Source organism: Streptomyces sp. 2A115, from assembly GCF_052245575.1.
Classification (GTDB): domain Bacteria; phylum Actinomycetota; class Actinomycetes; order Streptomycetales; family Streptomycetaceae; genus Streptomyces.
Map to the genome: position 1 here is coordinate 1 of NZ_JBQQCG010000008.1, position 25232 is coordinate 25232.

The 25232-nt window shown below is 68.4% G+C and carries 19 protein-coding genes, 1 tRNA gene and 2 pseudogenes; 10 read left to right on the top strand and 12 right to left on the bottom strand.

All coding sequences use genetic code 11. From position 1 onward, the window contains the following. The first annotated feature begins 180 nt into the window (after window positions 1-180). From ACTWQR_RS09575 to ligK, 4 genes are all read left to right on the top strand, one after another. A complete protein-coding gene (locus tag ACTWQR_RS09575; protein WP_443226515.1) occupies window positions 181-366 on the top strand; it encodes a hypothetical protein in 186 nt (61 codons plus the stop codon). A 170-nt stretch (window positions 367-536) separates the two neighbouring features. Then, the gene (locus ACTWQR_RS09580; RefSeq protein ID WP_443226516.1) at window positions 537-941 is read left to right on the top strand and encodes a hypothetical protein; all 405 of its coding nucleotides are present in this window, start codon (window positions 537-539) and stop codon (window positions 939-941) included. A 293-nt stretch (window positions 942-1234) separates the two neighbouring features. After that, a complete protein-coding gene (locus tag ACTWQR_RS09585; RefSeq protein ID WP_443226517.1) occupies window positions 1235-2260 on the top strand; it encodes an amidohydrolase family protein in 1026 nt (341 codons plus the stop codon). 23 nt (window positions 2261-2283) lie between these two features. Continuing rightward, window positions 2284-2967 (top strand): 4-carboxy-4-hydroxy-2-oxoadipate aldolase/oxaloacetate decarboxylase, encoded by a 684-nt coding sequence (ligK, locus tag ACTWQR_RS09590; protein WP_443226518.1) that lies wholly within the window; start codon window positions 2284-2286, stop codon window positions 2965-2967. Window positions 2968-3482: 515 nt separating this feature from the next. Here ligK and ACTWQR_RS09595 read toward each other — a convergent pair. From ACTWQR_RS09595 to ACTWQR_RS09610, 4 genes are all read right to left on the bottom strand, one after another. Continuing rightward, window positions 3483-4889 carry a GH1 family beta-glucosidase gene (locus ACTWQR_RS09595; protein WP_443226681.1) on the bottom strand — a complete coding sequence of 469 codons (1407 nt, stop codon included), beginning with the start codon at window positions 4887-4889 and terminating at the stop codon, window positions 3483-3485. A gap of 142 nt (window positions 4890-5031) precedes the next feature. Beyond that, entirely contained in the window at window positions 5032-5973 is a 942-nt protein-coding gene (locus tag ACTWQR_RS09600) for a carbohydrate ABC transporter permease (protein WP_443226519.1), read from the bottom strand. 13 nt (window positions 5974-5986) lie between these two features. Then, the gene (locus ACTWQR_RS09605; protein WP_443226520.1) at window positions 5987-6994 is read right to left on the bottom strand and encodes a carbohydrate ABC transporter permease; all 1008 of its coding nucleotides are present in this window, start codon (window positions 6992-6994) and stop codon (window positions 5987-5989) included. A gap of 365 nt (window positions 6995-7359) precedes the next feature. Then, the gene (locus tag ACTWQR_RS09610) at window positions 7360-8673 is read right to left on the bottom strand and encodes an extracellular solute-binding protein (RefSeq protein WP_443226521.1); all 1314 of its coding nucleotides are present in this window, start codon (window positions 8671-8673) and stop codon (window positions 7360-7362) included. Window positions 8674-8967: 294 nt separating this feature from the next. Here ACTWQR_RS09610 and ACTWQR_RS09615 point away from each other — a divergent pair, with 294 nt between their 5' ends. Beyond that, window positions 8968-9984 carry a LacI family DNA-binding transcriptional regulator gene (locus ACTWQR_RS09615; RefSeq protein ID WP_443226522.1) on the top strand — a complete coding sequence of 339 codons (1017 nt, stop codon included), beginning with the start codon at window positions 8968-8970 and terminating at the stop codon, window positions 9982-9984. Window positions 9985-10419: 435 nt separating this feature from the next. On the opposite strand, the gene ACTWQR_RS09620 is transcribed toward ACTWQR_RS09615, so the two are convergent. The 4 genes and pseudogenes from ACTWQR_RS09620 to ACTWQR_RS09635 form a co-directional block, all read right to left on the bottom strand. After that, window positions 10420-11178, bottom strand: a complete 759-nt coding sequence (locus ACTWQR_RS09620) for a ribonuclease BN (protein ID WP_443226523.1) — start codon at window positions 11176-11178, stop codon at window positions 10420-10422. A 936-nt stretch (window positions 11179-12114) separates the two neighbouring features. Further along, window positions 12115-13239, bottom strand: a pseudogene (locus ACTWQR_RS09625) (dihydroxy-acid dehydratase domain-containing protein); the annotation flags it as partial. Between the two features lie 151 nt (window positions 13240-13390). Further along, window positions 13391-13522 (bottom strand): annotated as a pseudogene (locus ACTWQR_RS09630) (hypothetical protein); the annotation flags it as partial. Window positions 13523-14038: 516 nt separating this feature from the next. After that, window positions 14039-16669, bottom strand: a complete 2631-nt coding sequence (locus tag ACTWQR_RS09635; RefSeq protein ID WP_443226524.1) for a valine--tRNA ligase — start codon at window positions 16667-16669, stop codon at window positions 14039-14041. Between the two features lie 201 nt (window positions 16670-16870). On the opposite strand from ACTWQR_RS09635, the gene ACTWQR_RS09640 reads away from it, so the two are divergent. Further along, window positions 16871-17110 (top strand): integrase core domain-containing protein, encoded by a 240-nt coding sequence (locus ACTWQR_RS09640; RefSeq protein ID WP_443226525.1) that lies wholly within the window; start codon window positions 16871-16873, stop codon window positions 17108-17110. 23 nt (window positions 17111-17133) lie between these two features. Further along, window positions 17134-17733, top strand: coding sequence for a hypothetical protein (locus ACTWQR_RS09645; RefSeq protein WP_443226526.1), 600 nt, complete (start codon window positions 17134-17136; stop codon window positions 17731-17733). Here the strand turns inward: ACTWQR_RS09645 and ACTWQR_RS09650 are convergent. Then, window positions 17715-17799, bottom strand: a tRNA-Leu gene (locus tag ACTWQR_RS09650). The genes ACTWQR_RS09645 and ACTWQR_RS09650 overlap by 19 nt on opposite strands. 170 nt (window positions 17800-17969) lie before the next feature. On the opposite strand from ACTWQR_RS09650, the gene ACTWQR_RS09655 reads away from it, so the two are divergent. Further along, on the top strand, window positions 17970-18194 hold the full coding sequence (locus ACTWQR_RS09655) for a hypothetical protein (RefSeq protein WP_443226527.1): 225 nt from the start codon (window positions 17970-17972) through the stop codon (window positions 18192-18194). Between the two features lie 64 nt (window positions 18195-18258). Here ACTWQR_RS09655 and ACTWQR_RS09660 read toward each other — a convergent pair whose 3' ends face one another. The 3 genes from ACTWQR_RS09660 to sucC form a co-directional block, all read right to left on the bottom strand. Continuing rightward, window positions 18259-19803 (bottom strand): aldehyde dehydrogenase family protein, encoded by a 1545-nt coding sequence (locus ACTWQR_RS09660; RefSeq protein ID WP_443226528.1) that lies wholly within the window; start codon window positions 19801-19803, stop codon window positions 18259-18261. Window positions 19804-20049: 246 nt separating this feature from the next. Continuing rightward, on the bottom strand, window positions 20050-20934 hold the full coding sequence (sucD, locus tag ACTWQR_RS09665; RefSeq protein WP_443226529.1) for a succinate--CoA ligase subunit alpha: 885 nt from the start codon (window positions 20932-20934) through the stop codon (window positions 20050-20052). An 11-nt stretch (window positions 20935-20945) separates the two neighbouring features. Then, window positions 20946-22076 carry an ADP-forming succinate--CoA ligase subunit beta gene (gene sucC / locus ACTWQR_RS09670; RefSeq protein ID WP_443226530.1) on the bottom strand — a complete coding sequence of 377 codons (1131 nt, stop codon included), beginning with the start codon at window positions 22074-22076 and terminating at the stop codon, window positions 20946-20948. A 188-nt stretch (window positions 22077-22264) separates the two neighbouring features. Here sucC and ACTWQR_RS09675 point away from each other — a divergent pair, with 188 nt between their 5' ends. Then, window positions 22265-23950, top strand: a complete 1686-nt coding sequence (locus tag ACTWQR_RS09675; protein WP_443226531.1) for a thiamine pyrophosphate-binding protein — start codon at window positions 22265-22267, stop codon at window positions 23948-23950. 10 nt (window positions 23951-23960) lie between these two features. After that, complete coding sequence (frc, locus tag ACTWQR_RS09680; RefSeq protein WP_443226532.1) at window positions 23961-25229, top strand: formyl-CoA transferase; 1269 nt, start codon at window positions 23961-23963, stop codon at window positions 25227-25229. Window positions 25230-25232: the final 3 nt, after the last annotated feature.

Here is a 25232-nt window from a genome sequence, read left to right on the forward strand (position 1 = left end):
CAATGGCTCTGGGGGGCCGGTACCTCGTGGCGGCGAGCCCGCGACGGGATCGTAGTCGGCAGAGATCACAACAGATCCACGGACCGCGAGGAACCCTCGCGGTCATCTGGGGAGGACCGCGAGGGACCTCACGGTCCTCCTCAGATCCTCCAGATCCTCCAGATCCAGAAGGACAGTTCCGTGAAGTCGCTGCCGGCCGGTGTGAAGTCGTTCGTCGCCAACCTGCTGCGGTGGTCGTTCTTCGTGGGCAGGCTCGCCACGAGCTCCGCCGCCGGTGCCGTCCTCGACGGCGCGGAGAAGGTGGACGGCGCGAAAGGGATCACGGCCGCCCCTGCGAGGCCCGTCCTGTCCATCAGCGGCTCGTAGCCATCGAACCCGGACTCATCGCGCCGCCGCGCCGCCGCGCCGCTGTCGCTCACGCGGTTCCTTCACTTCGAAATCGAAACCCCCCGCAGTCACCCACCAAGCCCACCAAGCCCAGCGAGTCCACCAGGCCCAGCGAGTCCAGCAAGCCCATCGAGCAAAGGACCCTTCCCATGACCGTGAACCGCCGCCGTGGACGCCGTACCGCCGCCATCGCCACCGCCCTGGCTGCCGTCACCCTGACCGCCGCGTTCCTCACCGGCTGCGAGAACCTCGACGACTCGCTGGACTGCCTCCAGAACGCCGACACGATCTCCGACAGCCTCAGGGAAATCCATGAGGCCGGCCTGGACGCGGCGGAGGACCCCACGCGGACCGACGAATCCATCGACACCATCGACAAGAACCTGGAAAAGATCGACGACAAGACCGACAACAACGAGGTCAACAAGGCGGTCGACGAGCTCAACGATGCGGTCGCGGACTACAACAAATCCATTCTGAACGGCGACACCAGCCCGGACTCCAGCAAGATCGACGCCGCCGCCGACAAGCTGAAGGACGTCTGCACGTCGTAACGAGGAGTCAAAACAGGAAGAGAAGACGAAGTCGGATCGAAACGCCGAACAGACGGGACCCGCCTCAAGGAAGGCGGTCCCGTCTGCGTGCTCCGCGAAAAATTATCGTCGCAGATATTGTCAACAATTTCGTCAGCGGTTAGGTTCGCAGGCAAGCCACCCAAAGGGAGAGTGACGGTGCGAGCCGCGACAGGCAAGCCCGCTGACGTCCGCGTCCGCGACGACGGAGCGCGGAAGGGGCAGCGCACGTCCGGCGACCGGTCAGGAACTCCGCTCCTCGCACAGGAACAGCGATGATCATCGACTGCCACGGTCACTACACGACCGCCCCGCCGGCGCTGGAAGCATGGCGCAATCAGCAGATCGAAGGGCTCGCCCACCCCACGGTCGCCCCGGCTCGCGCCGATCTGCGCATCAGTGACGACGAGCTGCGCCAGACCATCGAGGCGAACCAGTTGCGGCTGATGGACGAACGCGGCATCGACATGACGGTCTTCTCGCCCCGCGCGTCGTTCATGGCGCATCACATCGGGGACTTCGGGACCTCTTCCGAGTGGGCGGGCATCTGCAACGAGCTCTGCTTCCGTGTCAGCAGCCTCTACCCGGAGCGTTTCGTCCCCGCCGCGATGCTCCCGCAGTCCCCCGGCGTGGACCCGGCCACCTGCGTACCGGAACTCACCCGCTGCGTGGAGGAGTACGGCGCCGTCGCCCTGAACCTCAACCCCGACCCCTCGGGCGGTCACTGGACCGCTCCACCGCTGACCGACCGCTCGTGGTACCCCGTCTACGAGAAGATGGTGGAGTACGACATCCCGGCGATGGTCCACGTCAGTACGAGCGTCAACCCCGCGTTCCACACCACCGGAGCGCACTATCTCAACGCCGACACCACGGCGTTCATGCAGCTCGTAGAGGGTGACCTGTTCGCGGACTTCCCCACCCTGCGCCTGGTCATCCCGCACGGCGGCGGCGCCGTTCCCTACCACTGGGGCCGCTTCCGCGGGCTGGCGACGGCACTCGGCAGGCCGCCCCTGGAAGAACACGTCCTGGACAACGTCTTCTTCGACACGTGCGTCTACCACCAGCCCGGTTCGGACCTCCTCTTCGACGTCATCCCCGCCAGGAACATCCTCTTCGCCTCGGAGATGATCGGCGCCGTCCGCTCCGTCGACCCGTGCACCGGCCACCACTTCGACGACACCCGTCGCTATGCCGAGGCCGCCAGGCTGTCCCCGGACGACCTGGCCGCGATCCAGGAACACAACGCCCGTGCCGTCTACCCCCGCCTGGACGCCCTGCTGAAACGCCAGGGCCGCTGACCCGCGGAAGGAAGAGCAGGACCATGTACGAACTCGGAGTCGTCCACCGCTCCGTCACACGCCCGGACCGCTCGGACGTCGAGGCGCTCGCACCCTTCGGTGTCAGCACGATCCACGAGGCCATGGGCCGCTGCGGTCTGATGCGCCCCTACCTACGGCCCGTATATCCCGGCGCCAGGCTCTGCGGACCGGCGGTCACGGTGCTGCTCCAGCCGGGCGACAACTGGATGATGCACGTGGCCGTGGAACAACTGCAGCCGGGTGACGTCCTGGTGGCAGCCTGCACCACCGAATGCGAGGACGGTTTCTTCGGTGAGCTGCTCGCCACCTCGGTACGCGCACGGGGCGGTACGGGGCTGATCATCGACGGCGGCTGCCGCGACGTGGCCGAACTCCAGGACATGGACTTCCCCGTCTTCAGCCGCGCGATCAATTCCAAGGGCACCGTGAAGGCAACCCTCGGATCGGTCAACGTACCCGTCGTCTGCGCCAACGCGCAGGTCCGCCCCGGCGATGTGGTCGTCGCGGACGCGGACGGCGTGGTCGTCGTCCCGGCCGAGCGCGTCGCCGAGGTCGCCGAGGCCTCCCTCCGCCGAGAGGAGAACGAGGCGCGGAAGCGCAAGCGGCTCGCCGCGGGCGAACTCGGCCTCGACATGTACGGCATGCGCGAACCGCTCGCGGCCGCGGGCCTGCGCTACGTCGACTGAGGAGTCTCCCCACTCCGGATCCGCGCCAGGTCGACCGGCGCGGGTCGCCGCGTCACGCTGTCAGAGCGTCTTCTGCTTCATCGCCGGCGCCTGGCCGGCCGGCGCGATCGTCCTGGCCGCCTTCGGTCCCGGCACTCGCTCGGCACACCCGACTCCGGTGCGGCAACGGACAGTTGTCAGCACGCCCGCACCGACTGCGTGACGCTCCGCCTCGGCGAGACGCGTCGGCCAGGGCTGGTGGACAGGCGCGCGGGATTGTGTGACGGGGTGCCCGCATTCTCCTCCGGGCGCACGATTCCACTCCAGTGCCGTGCCGTCGATGCGGGCGCCGCCGATAGTGTCCAGGTGCTGCACTCGTTGCGGGGCGCGGGACAGCGGGATGTCCCGCGCCCGCAACGGATGGCCGTCGGTCAGTTTCCGCCAACTGCCCTATGCGCGTGGCGGATTGAATCTGTCCCCGAAGCGCCGTGCAGCGGCGTCGGAGCGTACGCCACCGTCACCGCGAGCACCCGTGCTCACCGGTTCCCGCCGCTCCCCTCCGGCAATGTGCCGGTGCGGGCCAGGTCGGCGTACCACCGCGCGCTGGCCTTGGGGATGCGCTTGCCGGTCGGGTAGTCGACGTAGACGGCCCCGAAGCGCTTGCTGTAGCCGTAGCCCCACTCGAAGTTGTCCAGCAGAGACCACAGGAAGTAGCCCCGGACGTCGACACCGGCCACGATCGCCCGGTGCACGGCCGACAGGTGGCCGTGTAGGTAGGCGATGCGTTCGGGGTCGGCCACCTCGCCCTCCGGGTTCACGTAGTCGTCGAACGCGGCCCCGTTCTCTGTGATCACCAGAGGCATCGCGGGGAAGTCCGCCTTGAGCCGCGTCAGCAGGTCGTACAGGCCGCTGGGGTCGACCGCCCAGCCCATCGCGGTGGTGCTGCCGGGCGGCCGGTGGAAGGCGACGTCGGCGCCCGGCCAGGGGCTGTGCTCGCTCATCCCGTGACCGTCGGAACCGTGGCTGGCCTCGCCGGTGGCGGCGGAAACGAGCGTGGGTGTGTAGTAGTTGACGCCCAGGAAGTCCAGCGGCTGGTGGATCGTGGCGGTGTCGCCGTCCCGTACGAAGGACCAGTCGGTCAGGCTCGCCGTGTCCTGGAGAAGGTCCTGGGGGTATTGGCCTTCCAGCAGAGGGCCGGTGAACACGCGGTTGGCCAGGGCGTCGATCCGCCGGGCCGCGTCGAGGTCCTCGGCTGCCTCGGTCAGCGCGCGGACGTGGTGAATGTTGAGTGTGATGGACGCCTGTGCGCGGGCGGGCAGTTCGGCGCGCAGCGCCTGAACGGCCTTGCCGTGGGCGAGGTTGAGGTGGTGCGCCGCTCGCAGGGCCGCGACCGGGTCGGTGCGCCCGGGCGCGTGGACGCCGGAGCCGTATCCGAGGAAGGCGCTGCACCAGGGCTCGTTGAGGGTGATCCAGGTCTTCACCCGGTCCCCCAGCGCACGGGCCGCCAGCGTCGCGTAGTCGGCGAACCGGTCGGCGGTGGCGCGCTCCGGCCAGCCGCCCGCGTCCTCCAGCTCCTGCGGCAGGTCCCAGTGGTAGAGGGTGACGACCGGTTCGATGCCCTTTTCCAGCAGTGCGTCGGTCAGGGCGCGATAGAAGTCGAGCCCCTTCTCGACGGCCGGGCCGCGCCCGGTCGGCTGCACGCGCGGCCACGACAGGGAGAACCGGTAGGCACTGACGCCCAGATCGGCCATGATCTCGACGTCTTCGCGCCAGCGGTGGTAGTGGTCGGTGGCGACGTCACCGGTGTCGCCGTTGCGCACCCTGCCGGGCGTGTGCGAGTAGGTGTCCCAGATCGAGGGAGTGCGTCCGTCCGTGGAGGCGGCACCCTCGATCTGGTACGCGGCGGTCGCCGTACCCCAGGTGAAGCCCTGCGGGAACCTCATGACGGTGGTGTTCTCCGGGGCGGGCGCGACACGTCGGGTTGCGGTAGTCACGTGGGTCCTTCCAGATGTACTGCGGGGCGGGAGAGGCGAAGCGGGGTGGCGGGCGTCGAAGGGCCGCGGCAACAGGGGGACGGCACGGCACTCATCCCTTGACCGCTCCCTGCATGATTCCGCCGACGATCTGACGGCCGAAGACGATGAACAGGGCGAGCAGCGGCAGCGTGCCGAGCAGCGCGCCTGCCATGATCAGCGACTGGTCGCGCACGTATCCCGCACTGAGCTGGGTGAGCGCTACGGGGACCGTCGGATTGGTCATGTCGAGCACGATGAACGGCCAGAAGAAGTCGTTCCAGGCGTGCACGAAAGTGATCATGAACAGCACGGCCATGGGAGGCCGGGCGATCGGCAGCACGATGCTCCAGAAGATGCGCAGGGAGTGCGCACCGTCCACCCGCCCGGCCTCGACGAGTTCGTCGGGCAGCGCCTCGGACAGGTACTGCCGCATGAAGAACACGCCGACGGCGCTGACGAGCGTGGGGAAGATGACGGCGGGCAGCTTCTGGCCCCAGCCCAGTTCGGTCATCATCATGAACAGCGGTACGACGCCGAGCTGGGGCGGCACCATCATCGTGCCGATGACGAGCATCAGCAGGATGTTGCGGCCCTTGAAGCGGAGTTTGGCGAACGCGAAGCCGGCGAGGGTGGCGAACAGCACCGTGGACAGGGCGATCACCCCGGCCACGATCAGGCTGTTGAGCATGGCCTTGCCCAGCGCGGCGTCCTGCCAGGCCTTGCCGAGGTTCTCCAGGAGGTGGGGTCCCGGCAGGAACGGCGGAGGCGTCTGGGTGACGCGCGTGTTGTCGGTCGACGCCGCCACCATCGTCCAGTAGAGCGGGAAGAGCGAGAACAGCGCCGCGATCCCCAGCAGGATGTAGGCGACGGGCCCCGCGTGGTGCTGACGTCCGGCACCCGGGTGCCGGAACAGCCTGGGGCGCCGTCCGCCGGAGGGGGTGTCCTTCCGGGCCTTCTTCGCGACCCCGGGGCGCGCGTCCGCCGCCTGGACCGGGATGCTGTCTGTGGTCATGGAAATCTCCCGGTCAGGCCCTGCGCGCAAGGACGCGCTTGACGATTCGTTGGACGACGAACACGAGAATGAGCACCAGGAACATCGCCCAGGCGACCGTGGCGGCCCGGCCCATCTGGTAGTTCTTCCAGCCCTCCTCGTACAGCAGCAGACCCAGCGTCTGGTACTGGTTGTCCGCTCCCCCGGTGATGCCGTTCGGGCCCTGGCCGAAGATCAGGGGCTCACCGAAGAGCTGGGTGGCGCCGATCGTGGACAGGACGATGGTGAACACGATGGTGGAGCGGATGCCGGGGACGGTGACCTTCAGGAACTGCTGCCACCGCGAGGCGCCGTCGATGGCCGCGGCTTCGTAGCGGTCGCGCGGGATCGCCTGCATCGCCGCGAGGTAGAGCAGGGCGTTGTAGCCGGTCCAGCGCCAGATGACGATCGAGGAAATGGCCGTCTGCGCGGCCCACTTGTTGTTCTCCCAGTCGATGTTGTCGACACCGATCAGGCTCAACATCCAGTTGATCATGCCGAAGTCGCGTTCGAAGAGCATCGTGAACACGAGGGCCGCGGCACCGACCGACGTGGCGTACGGCGTCAGGGCGGCGACGCGGAAGAACGTCGAGCCGCGCAGCCGGTAGTTGAGCAGGTGCGCCAGCCCGAGCGCCATCAGCAACTGCGGCACGGTCGACAGGACGCCGATGGTGAACGTGTTGAACAGCGCGTTCCAGAAGCGGTCGTCGTCCCACAGCGCCGTGTAGTTGTCGAAGCCGACCCACTCCATGAGGTTCAGGGTCGACAGTTCGACGCGGTGCAGCGAGATCCACGAGGTGTAGATGAGCGGGTAGAAGCTGAAGGCGGCGAAGACGACGAAGAACGGGGCGACGAAGGCATACGGCGCGCCCCGGACGTCGAGACGGTGCAGCAGCGTGCGGCGACGCTGACCGTCCCCGCCGGTGCCGGTGCCGGTGCCGGTCCCGGCCGGCGAGGCGGTGCCGGGCGCACCGTCTGAGGGTGTCGAGGTGGAAATGGCCACCGGAAGGCGTCCTTCCTGGAGGGTGAGAGCCTGTTTCTGAACCCCGTCGTCCGCGCGGAGCGGGGGGCGCAGCGCCCGCCGCGATGGAGGTCCCCCCGCTCATGGGGGTCCCCCCGCTCGAGCGAAGCCGAGAGCGGGGGAGGCTGTCGGACACAGCCGGTGCGTGCCCTCGGCGTGCGGCGTTGCAGGTCATGTGGCGGAGCCACCTGTCCTGCGGCGACGTGCCGCGAGGGTGCGCACCGGGCGTCGGGGCGCAGGCGGAGGTTCAGAAACTGCTCTGGGGGAGGCGGGCAGGGGCCCGGCGGCCCACACGGGCCGCGCGTGGGACGCCGGGCTTCTGCGGAGATGGGCAATGGGGCCCGAGGTCAGCCGGCGGCCTTCTCGATGCGCGTGTCAGTGGTCTTCCACGCCTCGTTCGGGCTCTTGTTCTGCGCCTCGATCAAGGTCAGGCCCTGCGAGAAGATGTCCTTGATGGTGCCGTCCTTGCGGCCGAGCACCTGCTCGTCGGGGATCTCCTGGGCCGCGGCGCCGAAGATCTTCCCGATGGGCGCGCCGTTGAAGTAGTCCGACTTGGCATCGACCACTTCGGGTGTCTCCAAGGCGGTCTGCGACGAGGGGAAGTTGCCGATCTCCTTGAAGAGATAGGCCTGCTGCTCAGGGGCGGTGAGCCAGGCCACGAGCTCCTGCGCCTCCTTCTTGACGGGGCTCTTCTCCATCACGCCGAGGAACGCTCCGCCCCAGTTGGCGCCCTTGGGCGCCTTGGCGACATCCCACTTGCCCTTGTTCTTCGGGCCCGCCTTCTCGCTGATGTGCGCGAGCATCCACGCCGGGCAGACGGTGCTGGCGAAGGTGCTGTTGGCCAGACCGGGGTCCCAACCGGGCTGGAACTGGCGGAGCTTCGCGGTCAGATCGGACGTGGCCGCCTCGGAGGCCAGCTTCCACGCGTCCTTCACGACAGGGTTGGTGGCGTAGATCAGCTCGCCCTCCTTGTCGTAGAACTGCTGGGAGTCGCCGTAGATCATGGCGTTGAACAGCCCGCTGGAGCTGTCCATGAAGGCGACCTTGTCGTCCTTCGACTTCTCCTTGAACCGCTTGCCCGCGGCGACGTACTTCGACCAGTCGCCCTCCCACAGCTTGGCGACCTCGTCGCGTTCGGTGGGCAGGCCGGCCTGCTCGAAGAGGTCCTTGCGGTAGCAGACCGCCATCGGGCCGATGTCGGTGCCGAGGCCGATGACCTTCTTGTCCGCGGTGGTGACCTGGCTCTGCTTCCACGGAAGGAAGTGGTCCGTCCCGGCCACGCCGGCCAGATCGACGAACTTGTCCTTCTGCGTGTCGGACAGTTCCTTGGCCCTACCAATCTCTATGCCCTGGATGTCCTTCAGCCCGCTGCCGGCGGCCAGGTGCGTCTGCAGGGCGGTGTAGTAAGTCTGCTCGTCACCCGCGACGTCCGCCTTGATGACGACGTTCGGGTTTTCCTTCATGTACTTGTCGAGCAGCCCGGTCTCCTTGAAGCCCATGACGCCGAACAGTCCCATGGTGATGGTGACCTTGTCGCCGTCCCTGCCCCCACCGGTCCCCCCGTCACTGCTGCCCCCGCAGCCCACGACCAGACCGAGAGCCGACGCAGCCGACACCGCGGCCACGACTCTCGTACGCAACTTGCTTCGGAACTTGTCCATTTGGTCCTCCTAGCGGCGGCGCTGACGCACCGGAGTTCGAGCCCCACGGTCCGCCCCGTAGGCACGATTTGTCCGGTGGGTACGTTCCCAAACAGGGATGGGAACGTGCCCACTCAGGAGCCCGAAGCCTGGCCGCCGCGAAAGGCTCTGTCAAGAAGTCGAATCCATTTCGTTGCGGGAAGATGTCCTGCCCCGCGCTTGGACCCTGCGGACGCTCGCGGATGTCCGGCGCCGGTCTGGCACAATGCGCGCAGGTGAGAGCCGTCCGGGCAGCGCAGAAGTGAGGGAGGCGTCATGGGGGGCAGGCAACGCCCGACCATCAAAACCGTGGCCGCGCGCGCCGGTGTCGGACGCACCACGGTTTCACGAGTCATCAACGGCTCCGAGCTCGTCAGTGAGAAGGCCAGGGCCGCCGTGCTCGCCGCCATCGCCGAGCTGGACTACGTACCGAACTCGGTTGCCCGCGGGCTGGTGACGAGCAGGACGAACTCCGTGGCCCTGGTGATCCCCGAGTCGGAGAGCAGACTGGGCTCGGAGCCCTACTTCTCGGCGGTAATCCGCGGGGTCAGCACCGCCCTCGCGAAGACCCGGACGCAGCTCCAGCTGGTGCTCGTACGCGACCAGGCCGAGCGGGACCAGCTCACCAAGTCGGTGGCGGAGCGGCGTGTCGACGGAGTTCTCCTGGTCTCGGTGCACGAGCACGATCCGCTGCCGGGGCTGCTGGAGGACATGGGGCTCCCTACGGTGCTCGCCGGGCGCCGCTCCCCCGACGAGTCACTCAGCCATGTGCACTCCGACAACGCGGGCGGGGCCGCGACGGCCGTCAACCACCTCCTCGGCCGGGGGCGGCGGACCGTCGCCACCATCAGCGGACCGCTCGACATGGACGTAGCGCGCAGCAGGCTCCAGGGCTGGCGCTCGGCTCTCGAGCAGGCGGGCCACGAGGCCACGGACCGACTCGTGGCCTCGGGCGACTTCACCGAGGAGGGCGGGGAGGCGGCGATGCGTTCACTCCTTGAACAAGTCCCCGAGCTCGACGCGGTGTTCGTCGCCTCGGACGTCATGGCGGCGGGTGCACTGGCGGAGCTGCGCAGACAAGGGAGCCGCGTCCCCGACGACGTGGCCGTGGTCGGATTCGACGACTCCATCATCGCCCGGCACAGCAATCCGCCCCTCAGCACCGTGCGTCAGCCCGTCGAGGAGATCGGCAGCATGATCGCCCACATCCTCCTGGAGGAGATCGGCGATCCCGAGGCACCGCGTCGGCACGTCACGCTTCCCACCGAGCTCGTCGTACGCGAATCGTCATGAGGCCGTGAGAATCATGAGGCCGTGAGAGGTGCTGGTGGGCCAGGCGGAACGTCTGGCCACGACACGCCTCGGCGGTAGAGCCGGGCCTGACGCCATGCCGAAAGCAGCGGCTCGGTCGGGCCGGGCGCCCGGCCCGGACGGCCACGTCCACACCATCAGATCCACGGCACATCATCTGCGACGGCCAAGTCGGTGCCAGGTGTTGCGCACGGCGCATCTTCGTCCACTCCGCGTGTCCACTCCGGGCCGGGCGGATACGTGGACACGCGGAGCGGCACAGGGTCCGCCACCGCGTCTCGCTCGTGCATCGCCACTGCCCATCGCCGGTGGCGGCCCATCAGCCACGTCCCGTGCGGTGCCGCCGCGGTTCGTCACCACCCACGGCCCACAACCCACCCGCCACGACTTTCGTCAAGCAGGCGGGTTCACGGCGCCTCAGCGTTTCCGTGAGCGGGGTCGGTGATGGACGTGCGGGTGCGGGTGGGGAATGTTGTGCGGTTCGTGGAGATACCAGTAGCGACCGACGAGGGCGCCGCCGAAGACGACGAAGCCGACACCTACGAGCCAGGACGTCACGACCAGGACGGTGCCGACCGAACCGTAGGAGACCGCGTTGCTCACGATGAGCGGGGAGAACACGAGGGAAGAGAACAGACGCAGGCCGCCCAGCCCCACCATCGTGGCGATGGCGCCCGGCAGGAGGGCACGCCAGGGAATCCGGCCGCCCAACAGAAAACGCTGCCCCCACCAGAAGAAGAGCACGCCGAGCAGCGCGGACAGCCCGGCCCGGAGCCATGAGCGCAGGGTTCCCGATCCCAGGGCGGCCCCACTCTGTGCTTCGGCGAAGAGATAGGCCGTCAGAGCGACGAGCCACACCACGCGCCGCCATACGGTGTGCCAGCGCCCGGCCGACAGGTCCCACACCTTCTCGTAACCGGTCTGGACGCTGCCCGCGAATGTCACGCCGAAGAGCGCGAGCAACGCCACGCTCAGGACACTGGTCGCGCTCAGAACCTTGCGGGGTGCGGCGAAGAGGGCCTGCACGGCGTCGGCCGGGCGCCCGGACAGCCCCATACCGTCCACGACCCACGTGGAGAAGCCGCGTTCCTGGAGCGGGGCGGCCGCCGCGACCACGATCAGCAGCGGGGCGAACGTCACCAGTCCCAGCGCCGCGAAGCCCATGGCCCGGTGCATCAGCTCCACTTCCTTGCCGCGCCGCCATACGCGCGTGCCCCTGACGTGGAGGAAGTGCCCCAGTTCCCTCGACCGGTGCCCACGGCTGCGGGGGTGACTCCCGCTGCCGCTCCTGCCGGGCCGACCGTCACCCGGGGAACCCGGAGAATCGGGCGCCCCGGAAGGATCCGGAGCGCCCGGTGAGCCGGACGGCTCAGACGGACCCGATGGTCCGACAGGTCCTCCCGGTTCTCCTGATCCTCCCGGTCCTCCCGGTTCGCCTGGTCCTCCTGGTCCGACAGGCGGGTCATGCCCGCCGCTCCGCTCCGCGCCGAGAGGGCCGCGACAAGCCTGCCGCAGTGGTGACACGACCCTGTGGCACATGCGTGGTCACCTCGCCTTGTTCCCGTGCAGCGGCATGCAGGCTCGTCTCCGCACCGGGCGGGCCGGGCATCACGAGTGGCTGCTTCCAGCGTGCCCCGCAGGCTCCGGATACGCGACCGGCTCAGCAGCCTCTGCACCCATTCCGGGCAGCACGAAGGGCCCCACGCGAAGCGAGGTCTCTGCGAGTGTGACTGTTCCTGCCGGTGTCCGAGGTTCCATCGACGGTCTCTCGCCCCTCCGCGAGGGCGTGGTGCTGCGCGATCACGTGTGTCGGTTCACTGTGTTTCCCGACCCGAAGACGTGGAGCGTACGGCTGCGCAGGGCATCCCTGCCGCTCCCTGCGCCCGACGCCGACTCAGCCTGCCCCACCGCGAAACGGCCGGCCGCGTGCTGCTGCCTGCGGACGCCAAGTACCTCGTCACCGCCGCCAGGCTGCCGGCCCGGCCGGAGTAGGCCGGAACGGGCACCGTCGCCGCCCGCGCCTCCGACCGGCTTTCCTTCGTCCACGATGCTTCGCGCTACAGAGGCGACTCGGCCGTGTCGTACCTGTGCCGGATACGCCGGATGCGCCGTTCAGTGCGATTCACGGCTCACCTCCGAACCGCTGGAGCCGACGAGGAAGTCCAGGTCGGCACCGGTATCGGCCTGCAGGACGTGGTCGACGTAGAGCCGTTCCCAGCCGCGCCGGGGGTTGGCGAAGCCGGTGACGGTGGCTTCGTTGGGGCTCCTGCGGGCGAGTTCGCCCGCGGGCATGTCGAGGTCGATGCGCCGGGCCTCGACGTCGAGGCTGATGAAGTCCCCCGTCCGCGCGAGCGCGAGCGGCCCGCCGGCCGCGGCCTCCGGCGCCACGTGCAGGACGACGGTGCCGTAGGCGGTGCCGCTCATGCGGCCGTCGCAGACGCGAACCATGTCGCGGACGCCCTGGGCGAGCAGTTTCTTGGGCAGCGGCATGTTCGCCACCTCCGGCATGCCCGGGTAGCCCTTGGGGCCGCACCCGCGCAGTACCAGGACGGAGCCGGCGTCGACGTCGAGGTCCGGGTCGTCGATTCGGGCGTGGAAGTCCTCGATGCTGTCGAAGACGACCGCCCGGCCGCGGTGTCGCAGCAGGTGCGGGGAGGCCGCCGCGGGTTTGATGAGCGCCCCTGCGGGGGCGAGGTTCCCCCGCAGGACGGCGATGCCACCCTCGGCGACCAGCGGATTCGCGCGGGTGCGGATGACCTCGGAGTCCCAGATCGGGGCGTCGTCGAGGTGATCGACCAGAGGCTTGCCGGTGACCGTCAGCGCGTCGGGGTCCAGCAGTTCACGGACCTCGCGCAGGACGGCGAGCAGGCCCCCGGCGCGGTGGAGGTCGTCCATGAGGAAACGGCCGGCCGGCAGGAGGTCCACGAGGACCGGAACCCGTGAGCCGATGTGGTCGAAGTCGTCGATCGACAGGTCGATGCCGAGGCGGCCGGCGATCGCCAGGAGGTGGACGACCGCGTTGGTCGAGCCGCCGATGGCAGCCAGCGCCACGATCGCGTTGTGGAAGGACGCCTTGGTCAGGAAGGTGCCCGGCCGTCGGTCTGCGGACACCATCTCCACCGCCAGCCGACCGGTGCCATGGGCGGCCTCCAGCAGACGGCTGTCGGGGGCGGGGATGCCGGCGACGCCGGGGACGACCGCACCCAGGGCCTCGGCCACCAGCGCCATCGAGCCGGCGTTCGCCCAGACCATGCTCACCGGCGGCTGGGTGTTTGGCGCTCTCTGTGTCTGCGGCAGACAGACAGTGATGTTCGGCTGCTCGCTCGCCTCCACCAAGTTTGCGCAGCTGATCGCGCACGACCTCGGCCGAGCCGATCGTGCGGCGCAGTACCGCCTCGTCGAGGATGGCCCAGAGCTTGGCCGGTTGTTCGCCGCCGAGACGGCTGTCCTGATCGGCGACTTCGACGGGCTCACCATCTCCTCCTACCCGTGCCGCGAGGAGCTGATCCTGCGCAAGCATCACGTGCCCACCTCGATCGTCTGTCGCCGAGACGACGCCATCCGCGGCGGTCTCTACGACCCGCACGTACGGAAGTGGGGGGACTGGGCGTTCGCCGTGAACCTCCTCGCCGGGCGTTTCCGCGAGGGCGACCACAACAACATCGTGTGCATCGCCGGCCCGCTGCACGAATACCGGGTCCACTCGCGCACACGACGAGTCTCCAACGCCGAGATCTCCGAGTTCGACATGACCCTGCTCGTAGTCGAGAAGAACCTCGACCTGTTCCGGCACCACTTCAACCGCGCCGACTCGGCCGAGGCCATCACGCGCGACGTGCTCGCCTCGAAGCCGTCTCGGCTCGTCGACCTGATCCGCATGGCAGAGTTCGACCTCGAACAGGCACTGACGGTCGCCCGCCAGCGGGAGTTCGCTCTGTCGAGCCCCTACGAGTGCCTGGGCATCCCGTAGCGAGAGTCCGCCTCGCGAAGGAAGCCCCGGACGATGCGTCCGGGGCTTCCTTCGCTGGCCTGGCTTCTACGCGGGCGGCAGGTTGCTGATTTGGTTCTGCAGCCGGACGATGTCCTCTTCCGCCTTCGCAAGGCGGGTGCGGATCTTGTCGACCACGTTGTCCGGGGCCTTCGCCAGGAACGCCTCGTTGCCGAGCTTGGCCTCCGCCTCGGCCTTCTCCTTCTCGGCCGCGGCAAGGTCCTTGGCGAGGCGCTTGCGCTCGGCCGCGACGTCGATCGTGCCGGACAGGTCGAGCGCGACCGTGGCACCGGCGACGGGGAGAGTCGCTGTAGCGCTGAAACCATCGCCCTCCGGCAGCAGACGCAGCAGCTGGCGGATAGCGGCCTCGTGGGCGGCGAGCTGCGTGCCCGACAGGTCCAAATGGGCCGGCACCTTCTGACCCGGCTGAAGGCCCTGGTCCGAGCGGAAGCGACGAACCTCCGTGATCACCTTCTGGAGGCTCTCGATCTCCGCCTCGGCCGCCGAGTCGCGGAATCCGCTGTCAGCCGGCCAGTCGGCGATCACGACGGATTCACGGCCGGTGAGCGTCGTCCACAGGGTCTCGGTGACGAATGGGATGACCGGGTGCAGGAGGCGAAGGGTGACGTCGAGAACCTCTCCCAGCACGCGGCCGGAGACCGCAGCCTGCTCGCCGCCCTCGAAGAAGGTGGTCTTGGACAGCTCGACGTACCAGTCGAAGACCTCGTCCCACGCGAAGTGGTACAGCGCGTCGGCGAGTTTCGCGAACTGGTAGTCGTCGTAGTACGCGTCGACCTCTGCCACAACGCTGTTGAGCCGCGACAGAATCCAGCGGTCCGTGGCCGAGAGCTTCTCGACAGGCGGCAGATCGCCCTCGATCGTGGCGCCGTTCATCATCGCGAAGCGCGTGGCGTTCCAGATCTTGTTGGCGAAGTTCCGGGACGCCTGGACCCAGTCCTCGCCGATCGGCACGTCGGTACCGGGGTTGGCGCCCTTGGCCAGGGTGAAGCGGACGGCGTCCGAGCCGTACTTGTCCATCCAGTCCAGCGGGTTCACGGTGTTCCCGAACGACTTCGACATCTTCTTGCCGAACTCGTCGCGGACCATGCCGTGGAACGCAATGGTGCGGAACGGCACTTCGCCGTCCATGGCGTACAGACCGAACATCATCATCCTGGCGACCCAGAAGAACATCAGGTCGTACCCGGTGACGAGGACGGAGTTCGGATAGAACTTCGCAAGATCCGCGGTGTTCTCCGGCCAGCCCAGGGTGGAGAACGGCCACAGGCCGGACGAGAACCAGGTGTCGAGAACATCCGTGTCCTGGGTCCAGCCTTCGCCGGCCGGCGGTTGCTCGTCGGGGCCGACACAGACGGTCTCGCCGTTCGGGCCGTGCCAGACAGGGATGCGGTGGCCCCACCACAGCTGGCGGGAGATGCACCAGTCGTTGAGGTTGTCGACCCAGTCGAAGTACCGCTGCGACATGTCGGAGGGGTGGATGTCCACCCGGCCGTCGCGGACCGCGTCACCGGCCGCCTTGGCGAGGGTGTCGACCTTGACCCACCACTGCATGGACAGCCGCGGTTCCAGCGTTGTCTTGCAGCGCGAGCAGTGGCCGACGGCATGTGTGTACGGCCGCTTCTCGGCGACGATCCGGCCATCGGCGCGCAGGGCGGCGACGATGGCAGAGCGGGCCTCGAAGCGGTCCAGGCCCTGGAAGGGGCCGTGGGCCGTGATGACGCCGCGCTCGTCGAGAACCGCGATCGAGTCGAGGTTGTGGCGCTGGCCGATGGCGAAGTCGTTCGGGTCGTGCGCGGGCGTCACCTTGACCGCGCCGGTACCGAACTCCGGGTCGACGTGAGTGTCTGCGACAACCGGGATGGTGCGGCCGGTGAGCGGCAGCTTGATCTGCTTGCCGATGAGCGAGGCGTACCGCTCGTCGTCCGGGTGGACCGCGACAGCAGTGTCGCCGAGCATCGTCTCGGCGCGGGTCGTCGCCACGACAAGGGACTCGTCGCCTTCGCCGTACCGGATGGAGACGAGCTCGCCGTCGTCGTCCTGGTAGTCCACCTCGATGTCCGAGATGGCCGTCAGACAGCGCGGGCACCAGTTGATGATGCGCTCGGCCTGGTAGATCAGGCCGTCATCGAACATGTTCTTGAAGACGGTCTGAACGGCCCTGGAGAGACCCTCGTCCATCGTGAACCGGTCTCGGCTCCAGGCGACACCATTGCCGAGGCGCTTCATCTGGCCGGCGATCTGACCGCCGGACTCGGCCTTCCACTGCCAGACGCGGTCGACGAAAGCCTCACGGCCCAGGTCGTGACGCGACTTGCCTTCCTTGGCGAGCTCACGTTCGACCACGTTCTGAGTGGCGATGCCGGCGTGGTCCATGCCGGGCTGCCACAGCGTCTCGTAGCCCTGCATGCGCTTGCGGCGGGTCAGGGCGTCGATCAGCGTGTGCTCGAAGGCGTGCCCGAGGTGCAGGCTGCCGGTGACGTTCGGCGGCGGGATGACGATGGTGTACGCGGGCTTGTCGCTCTTCGCGTCGGCCTCGAAGTAACCCCGATCTACCCAGCGCTCGTACAGCTGCCCCTCTACCTCGGCCGGCGCGTACTGAGTCGGCAGTTCAGGGGAGCTGTTCGGCCCACTAGTGGGGCGCTGAGTATTGTCGGTCACCCGGCCATTCTAGGGGCCCGGCGTCTCCACCCTTACCTGACTTTCCCTCCGCGCACAGGCCGCAGTCAGGGCATGAGAGTGGCCGCACGAAGGCAGTCCAAGTGTGACCAAGAACGCTCTCGTGCGGCCGTCCGCCAGTTTACCCGCTTTGGCCGCCGCCCGATCGCAAAGATCAGTCTCTCGGCTTCGGGGGAAAGCCACATGGACTTGGTCGGGTCATGTCTCGACAACGCCGTGAGCGAGGCGTTCAACAGCGTGCTGAAGGTCGAGTACGTCCACCGGCATGCCTTCCGCACCCGCACCGAGGCACGCATCAAGATCGCCACCTGGATCACCGTTTTCTACAACTCCAGGCGGCTACACAGCGTGTGCGGGTTCAAGAGCCCGATCGACTACGAACGTGACTACCGAGCCACCCTCGCCGAGGGACTGGCTGCATAGATCGTCTCCACGCTGCGAGGGGATTGACATACTACCGATGCCGCTTCCCCGAGGAGTACGCCCTCGCCAACCACATCCAGCACCCCCGCAACGTTTGCCTGCGCGAGACGTGGATCCTCCCACCGCTCGACGACCGGCTGAGCAAAGTGTTCCTGCCGCACCGCCTCGACGACACCATCGACCTGATGGCCGGTGCCGCACCCCCCGCCAGCGACGAGAAAGGCACCGCCGAAGCCGCCCGGACAGTGATCGCCGACTGCGATGCCAAGCTCGCCACCCACCGCGCAGCGCTCGAAGCCGGAGCCGACCCAACCCTCGCCACTCAATGGATCGCCGAGACCCAGGCCCGCAAAGCCCGCGCCGAAGCCGAACTGCGCACCACGGCCCAAGGCCCCGGCGCCCGGATGACCCGAGACGAGATCGCCCGGCTCGTACGCTCCATCAGCGACCTGGCCGCCGTCGTACACCAAGCGGAAGCCGCGGACAAGGCGGAGATCTACCGACAGCTCGGGCTCGCCCTCACCTACGACTCCGGAAAACAGAAAATGCTGGTCGAGATGAATCTCAACCAGCACTCTGCGACAACCCGTGGACTACCAGTCGGTGTCCGAGGGGGGACTTGAACCCCCACGCCCGATAAAGGGCACTAGCACCTCAAGCTAGCGCGTCTGCCATTCCGCCACCCGGACTAGGTGTCTGCCGCCTGGCCGGGGGTGTTCCCCGCGGCGACATGGACAACAATACCAAGCTTTCGAGGTGCCCTTCACCTGCGTTTCCTGGCTGCAGCGGGCCTACGTGAGGCCAGGAAGCGACACACTTCGGCGTTCACTGTGAGTGGCTTGATCGACACGGCGGGTCCATGGAGTGGTTCGTTCTCGCACCTTCGCGTGGTGTCCGGGCGGCCCTCGGCCGGTCCCATCAGCCGCAACCGCGGCTCGGTCTGCGGGGTCGCGCCCGCCCGGCAGAGGGCGCGCAGGCGTATCGCCTCCCGAAGGTGTCAGTGGACGGCACCGCGGTGACGGTGACGCCCACCAACGCCCTGGGCCAGACCTTCGACCTACGGAGTTACACGGTCACCCCGTGAGCCTTGACCACACCGTGAACCTCGTCGGTGAGGGCCCGATCCGCGGTCACAGTCCGGGCCGCGGTCACGGCATCAGGTGGTAGTCGGGGAAGTTCCCCGGCAACCGCTCCCCCGCCGGCCCCTGAGTCACCGCACGCACCAGCAGCTCGCCGCCCACGAACGCGCCGCGCCACGACGCGCCGAAGCCGCCGAAGAGCTCGTCCCGGTCGCCCCGGGAGCGGGGATTCCCGTGGCCGACCTTGAACGCACGGATCTGCGGGGACAGTCGGCTGTACGTGGCCTCGTCGTCCGTGGACAGGGTGGCGACGAGCGCGCCGTTCGACGCGTTCATGGCGGCGAGCAGCTCGGCCTCGGTGTCGACCAGGACGATGGTGTCGACCGGGCCGAAGGGCTCCGCGTGGTGGAGTGGGGAGGATGGGGGCGGGTTGAGCAGCGTGACCGGCTGGACGTACGCCGCCGTGTCCTGGCCGGGCAGGAAGCGGGCGTCACCGAACTTGCCGCGGTGTACTGGGACGGCGCCGCGGTCGATGGCCTCGGCGACCTGGTCGTGGAGGTCCTTCGCCTTGGCCGCGTTGATCACGGGTCCGAAGTCCAGCTGCGGGTACGGGTCGTCCGGTTGCTCGACGGCGAGCGGGTGGCCGACGCGCAGGGTGCGGACGGCCGGCAGGTACGCGGCGAGGAACTCGTCGAACAGCTCACGCTGTACGACGAAGCGCGGGTAGGCCGTGCAGCGCTGCTTGCCGTAGTCGAAGAGCTTCGGGATGGCCGCCGTCAGCGTGTCCCAGTCGGTGTAGTTCCAGATGCCCCAGGTGTTGAGTCCTTCCTGCTCGAGTACGTGTCGCTTGCCCAGGTCGGCGACGGCCGTGGCCACCGCGGCACCCGTGTCCCGGCCGCCGACGAAGGAGACGCAGCCGACCTCGGGCGCGCGCACGAGCGCCTCCGACAGCTCGCCCCCGCTGCCGCTGACGAGGGTGACGGGAATCCCTTCGCGTGCGGCGAGCGCACAGGCCAGGGTCAGACACGCGACGCCGCCGTCGGTCGGGGTCTTGGCGATGACCGCGTTGCCTGCCAGTGCCTGTACCAGCAATGCGTGAACGAGCACGCTCATCGGGTAGTTCCAGCTCGCGATGTTGGACACGGGCCCGTCGAGCGGGGTCCGGCCCTCGAGCATGGGCTCCATTCCGTCGACGTACCAGCGCACGCCGTCGATGGCCCGGTCGACGTCGGCCTGCGCGAGCCGCCAGGGCTTGCCGATCTCCCAGACGAGGAGGAGGGCGAGCAGTTCGCGGTGCTGAGTGAGCGCGTCGAGGGTGGCGGCGACGCGGGCGCGGCGCTCTTCCAGAGGTACGTGACGCCAGGCGCGGTGGTAGTCGAGCGAGGCGCGCACGGCCTGGTGGGCCGTGGCGCCGTCCAGCCGCGGCGGGCCCGCGATGGGACTGCCGTCGACGGGGCTGGTGGCGGGCAGGGCCCGGCCGTCCGCCTGCCAGGCGGCGCCCCAGAGGTTGAGGACACGGTCGTCCTGGAACGCCTCGGGCGCTACCGCGAGGCAGCGCTGCCAGGCGTCGGTCCAGGAGGTGTGGGACTTGAGGGTGAGGGTTGGTGATGCCATTCGGGTTTCTCCGCTCTCGGTGCACAGTCGAGAAAGAAAGGGCCCGGAGGGCCTTCCTTGGAGGGGTGGTGGTGGGCGACGGGTGGGAGGGAGGGAGGGAATTGCACGGCTCGGCTTCCCTGCGTAGGGACACGTGGTCACGTACGTAGGGAAGGAAGGTGGTGAGGGAACGTAGCGAGCGAATGTCCCGCTCGACAGTCACCTCGCGTCAACTATGAGTGACGTCACGCTCCGCTTCGAGGGTGCTCAGCGACCTTCTTCGAGGAGCGCCAGAACGAGTTTCGCCGTCTCGGTCGGTGTGCCGCCCACGCGTACACCGGCCGCCTCCAGCGCTTCCTTCTTCGCCTGTGCGGTACCGGACGAGCCGGACACGATCGCTCCCGCGTGGCCCATCGTCTTGCCCTCGGGCGCGGTGAAACCGGCGATGTAGCCGATCACGGGCTTGGTGACGTGCTCGCGGACGTACGCGGCGGCGCGTTCCTCGGCGTCGCCGCCGATCTCCCCGATGAGGACGATGAGTTCGGTGTCGGGGTCGTCCTGGAAAGCTGCCAGGCAGTCGATGTGCGTGGTGCCGACGACCGGGTCGCCGCCGATGCCCACGCATGTCGAGAAACCGATGTCGCGGAGTTCGTACATGAGTTGGTACGTGAGCGTCCCCGACTTGGACACCAGACCGATGCGGCCGGGCTTGGTGATGTCGGCGGGGATGATGCCCGCGTTGGACTGGCCTGGGGTGATCAGGCCGGGGCAGTTGGGGCCGATGATGCGGGTGCCTTTGGCGGTGGCGTAGGCGTGGAAGGCGACCGAGTCGTGGACCGGGATGCCCTCCGTGATGACGACGGCGAGTCCGATCCCGGCGTCGGCGGCTTCCACAACCGCGGCTTTGGCGAAGGCGGGCGGGACGAAGACGACGCTCACGTCGGCGCCGGTCGCCTCGATGCCGTCGCGTACGGAGCCGAAGACGGGGACGGCCCGGTCGTCGAAGTCGACGCTCTGGCCTGCCTTGCGGGGGTTGACGCCGCCCACGACATTGGTGCCCGCCGCGAGCATGCGCCGGGTGTGCTTCATGCCCTCGCCGCCGGTCATGCCCTGGACGAGGACCTTGCTCTCCTTGGTCAGGTAGATGGCCATGTCCCGCTCCTTCAGATGGCGTTGGCGAGTTGGGCGGCGCGGCGCGCGGCGCCGTCCATGGTGGTGGCCTGCTGGACCAGCGGGTGGGCTCGGTCGTCGAGGATCGTGCGGCCGCGTACGGCGTTGTTTCCGTCGAGGCGGACGACCAGGGGTTTGGTCAGCTGGACGGTGTCCAGGGCCTGCACGATGCCGTCGGCGACCGCGTCGCAGGCGGTGATGCCGCCGAAGACGTTCACGAAGACCGACTTCACGGCCGGGTCGGAGAGGATGACGGAGAGGCCGTCGGCCATGATCTGGGCGGAGGCGCCCCCGCCGATGTCAAGGAAGTTGGCGGGTCGCGCGCCGCAGCCCGCGACCACGTCGAGGGTCGACATGACGAGGCCCGCGCCGTTGCCGATGATGCCGACCTCGCCGTCCAGCTTCACGTAGTTGAGGCCCTTGGCCGCGGCGGCCGCCTCCAGCGGGTCGTCGTGCGCGGACTCCTGGTCGCCCCAACGCGCCTGACGGAAGCGGGCGTTGTCGTCGAGCGTGACCTTGCCGTCGAGGGCGAGGATCTGCCCCTGGGCCGTACGGACAAGGGGGTTCACCTCGACGAGGACGGCGTCCTCCCGGATCAGTACGTCCCAGAGCCTGACCAGGACGTCGACGGTCTGCGGGGGCAGGCCCGCGGCCTCGGCGATCTCGGTCGCCTTCGCCGAGGTGACGCCCTCGGCCGGGTCGATGTGGACGCGTGCCACGGCGTCCGGCCGGGTGGCGGCCACTTCCTCGATGTCCATGCCGCCCTCGGCCGAGGCGATCGCGAGGAAACGGCCGGCGGCGCGGTCGAGTACGTAACTGATGTAGAACTCGCTCTCGATGTCGACCGGTTGGGCCAGCATCACCTTGCCGACCGTGTGGCCCTTGATGTCCATACCGAGGATCTGGCGTGCCGTCAGTTCGGTGGCGGCCGGATCTGCAGCGAGTTTCACGCCGCCCGCCTTGCCGCGCCCGCCGGTCTTCACCTGCGCCTTGACGACGACGCGGCCGCCGAGCCTGCGGGCGATCTCGCGTGCCTCCTTGGGCGAGTCGGTGACCTCCGCCCTCGGCACCAAGATGCCGTGTTCCTCGAAGAGTTCCCTTGCCTGGTGCTCGAACAGGTCCATCTCGGCTCCTGACTTAAAAGTGCCGCACGCCCCCTGGACACCACCCACCGGATGCGGGATAACAAGCTTCATACAGTATTCGTCGACTGTATGCAATGTACCGCGACGGCATCCACGAGCAGTGCGCGCACACCGTCTGAGCTGCACTGGAGCGCGCCCAATCCCCTACGAAGGGACAGGACTTCGCCATGCCCGACGACAACAGCCAGAACCTCATCTCCGGTGGGCACCTGGTCGCCAAGGCACTCAAAGCGGAGGGTGTGGAGGTCATCTACACGCTCTGCGGCGGCCACATCATCGACATCTACGACGGCTGCGTCGACGAAGGCATAGAGGTCGTCGACGTTCGCCACGAACAGGTCGCCGCCCACGCCGCCGACGGCTACGCGCGCATCACCGGCAAGCCCGGCTGCGCGGTCGTCACCGCCGGTCCCGGCACGACCGACGCCGTGACGGGTGTCGCCAACGCCTTCCGCGCGGAGTCCCCGATGCTGCTCATCGGCGGGCAAGGCGCCCACACGCAACACAAGATGGGGTCCCTTCAGGACCTGCCGCACGTCGACATGATGACGCCGATCACCAAGTTCGCGGCGACCGTGCCTGACACCGCCCGCGCAGCCGACATGGTGTCGATGGCGTTCCGCGAGTGCTACCACGGTGCTCCCGGACCGTCCTTCCTGGAGATACCGCGCGATGTACTGGACGCCAAGGTGCCGGTCGAGAAGGCCCGGGTCCCCGCCGCCGGCCAGTACCGGGCCTCGACCCGCTCGGCCGGTGACCCCGAGGCGATCGAGAAGCTCGCCGACCTCCTCGTGCACGCCGAGAAGCCCGCGATCCTGCTGGGCAGCCAAGTGTGGACGACCCGCGGCACCGAGGCGGCCATCGACCTCGTACGCACCCTCAACATCCCCGCCTACATGAACGGCGCCGGCCGCGGCACCCTGCCGCCCGGGGACGCGCACCACTTCCAGCTCTCGCGCCGGTACGCGTTCTCCAATGCCGACGTGATCGTCATCGTCGGCACGCCCTTCGACTTCCGCATGGGCTACGGCAAGCGGCTGTCGTCGGACGCGACCGTCGTGCAGATCGACCTCGACTACCGGACCGTAGGCAAGAACCGGGACATCGACCTGGGGATCGTCGGCGACGCGGGCCTCGTCCTGAAGTCGGTGACCGAAGCCGCCTCCGGGCGCATCAACGGCGGCGCGTCGAAGCGCAAGGAGTGGCTCGACGAGCTGCGGGCCGCCGAGCAGACGGCGATCGAGAAGCGGCTGCCCAACCTGAAGTCGGACGCCTCACCGATCCACCCGTACCGGCTGGTCAGCGAGATCAACGACTTCCTCACCGAGGACTCGATCTACATCGGCGACGGCGGTGACATCGTCACCTTCTCCGGTCAGGTCGTACAGCCCAAGTCGCCGGGCCACTGGATGGACCCGGGCCCGCTCGGCACGCTCGGCGTCGGCGTGCCCTTCGTGCTCGCGGCCAAGCAGGCGCGGCCCGACAAGGAAGTAGTCGCCCTCTTCGGAGACGGCGCCTTCTCCCTCACCGGCTGGGACTTCGAGACCCTCGTCCGCTACAACCTCCCCTTCGTCGGCATCGTCGGCAACAACTCCTCGATGAACCAGATCCGTTACGGCCAGGCCGCCAAGTACGGCCTGGAGCGCGAGCGGGTCGGCAACACTCTCGGCGACGTCCACTACGACAAGTTCGCCCAGATGCTGGGCGGTTACGGCGAGGAGGTCCGCGATCCCGCCGACATCGGCCCCGCCCTCCAGCGCGCCCGCGAGTCGGGCAAGCCCTCGCTGATCAACGTCTGGGTCGACCCGGACGCGTACGCCCCCGGAACCATGAACCAGACGATGTACAAGTGAGGTGGCCCCGATGACAGCGACGATACCGACGGCAACGACGCCGGCGACCTCGACCAAGGCTCTCGAAGGCATCCGCGTCCTCGACATGACGCACGTCCAGTCCGGGCCGTCGGCGACACAACTCCTCGCCTGGCTCGGCGCGGACGTCGTCAAGCTGGAGGCGCCGACCGGAGACATCACGCGCAAGCAGCTGCGCGACCTTCCGGATGTCGACTCCCTCTACTTCACGATGCTCAACTGCAACAAGCGGAGCATCACCCTGAACACCAAGACCGAGCGCGGCAAGGAGATCCTCACCGAGCTGATCCGGCGCTCGGACGTCATGGTCGAGAACTTCGGACCGGGCGCGGTCGACCGCATGGGCTTCACCTGGGACCGCATCCAGGAGATCAATCCACGGATCGTCTATGCCTCCATCAAGGGGTTCGGGGACGGCCCGTACACCAACTTCAAGGCGTACGAGGTCGTCGCTCAGGCCATGGGCGGGTCGATGTCGACCACCGGTTTCGAGGACGGGCCGCCGCTGGCGACGGGGGCCCAGATCGGGGACTCTGGCACGGGCATCCACGCCGTGGCGGGGATTCTCGCGGCGCTGTTCCAGCGGGAGAGCACCGGGCGTGGTCAGCGGGTCAACGTGGCCATGCAGCATGCCGTGCTCAACCTCTGCCGGGTGAAGTTGCGCGACCAGCAGCGCCTGGCCCATGGGCCGCTCGCTGAATATCCCAACGACGACTTCGGCGACGAAGTTCCCAGGTCCGGCAACGCGTCCGGCGGCGGCCAGCCCGGCTGGGCGGTCAAGTGCGCGCCGGGCGGGCCCAACGACTACGTGTACGTCATCGTGCAGCCCGTCGGCTGGAAGCCGATCACCGAGCTCATCGGCCGGCCGGAGCTGGCCGATGACCCCGAGTGGGCGACGCCGGAGGCACGGCTTCCGCAGCTCAACAAGATGTTCCAGCTCATTGAGGAGTGGTCATCCACGCTCCCCAAGTGGGAGGTCCTGGAGAGGCTCAACACCCACAACATCCCGTGCGGCCCGATCCTGTCCACCAGGGAGATCATCGAGGACGCGTCGCTGGTCGCCAACGAGATGGTCGTGACGGTGCCCCACCCGGAGCGCGGCGACTTCGTCACCGTGGGCAGCCCGCTGAAACTCTCCGACTCCCCCGTGGACGTGGCCAGTTCGCCGCTGCTCGGCGAGCACAACGAAGAGGTGTACGTCGGCGAGCTCGGTCTCGGTGACGAAGAGCTGCGCCTGCTCAAGTCGAACGGAGTGATCTGATTG

Bases quoted from the DNA above. Each gene is read 5' to 3' on its own strand.
- frc (WP_443226532.1), top strand. From the start codon at position 23,961: ATGACAGCGACGATACCGACGGCAACGACGCCGGCGACCTCGACCAAG.
- ACTWQR_RS09600 (WP_443226519.1), bottom strand. From the start codon at position 5,973: ATGACCACAGACAGCATCCCGGTCCAGGCGGCGGACGCGCGCCCCGGG.
- sucD (WP_443226529.1), bottom strand. From the start codon at position 20,934: ATGGCCATCTACCTGACCAAGGAGAGCAAGGTCCTCGTCCAGGGCATG.
- ACTWQR_RS09615 (WP_443226522.1), top strand. From the start codon at position 8,968: ATGGGGGGCAGGCAACGCCCGACCATCAAAACCGTGGCCGCGCGCGCC.
- ACTWQR_RS09585 (WP_443226517.1), top strand. From the start codon at position 1,235: ATGATCATCGACTGCCACGGTCACTACACGACCGCCCCGCCGGCGCTG.
- ACTWQR_RS09660 (WP_443226528.1), bottom strand. From the start codon at position 19,803: ATGGCATCACCAACCCTCACCCTCAAGTCCCACACCTCCTGGACCGAC.
- ACTWQR_RS09595 (WP_443226681.1), bottom strand. From the start codon at position 4,889: ATGAGGTTCCCGCAGGGCTTCACCTGGGGTACGGCGACCGCCGCGTAC.
- sucC (WP_443226530.1), bottom strand. From the start codon at position 22,076: ATGGACCTGTTCGAGCACCAGGCAAGGGAACTCTTCGAGGAACACGGC.
- ACTWQR_RS09580 (WP_443226516.1), top strand. From the start codon at position 537: ATGACCGTGAACCGCCGCCGTGGACGCCGTACCGCCGCCATCGCCACC.
- ACTWQR_RS09655 (WP_443226527.1), top strand. From the start codon at position 17,970: ATGGAGTGGTTCGTTCTCGCACCTTCGCGTGGTGTCCGGGCGGCCCTC.
- ligK (WP_443226518.1), top strand. From the start codon at position 2,284: ATGTACGAACTCGGAGTCGTCCACCGCTCCGTCACACGCCCGGACCGC.
- ACTWQR_RS09620 (WP_443226523.1), bottom strand. From the start codon at position 11,178: ATGCACCGGGCCATGGGCTTCGCGGCGCTGGGACTGGTGACGTTCGCC.
- ACTWQR_RS09675 (WP_443226531.1), top strand. From the start codon at position 22,265: ATGCCCGACGACAACAGCCAGAACCTCATCTCCGGTGGGCACCTGGTC.
- ACTWQR_RS09640 (WP_443226525.1), top strand. From the start codon at position 16,871: ATGGACTTGGTCGGGTCATGTCTCGACAACGCCGTGAGCGAGGCGTTC.
- ACTWQR_RS09610 (WP_443226521.1), bottom strand. From the start codon at position 8,673: ATGGACAAGTTCCGAAGCAAGTTGCGTACGAGAGTCGTGGCCGCGGTG.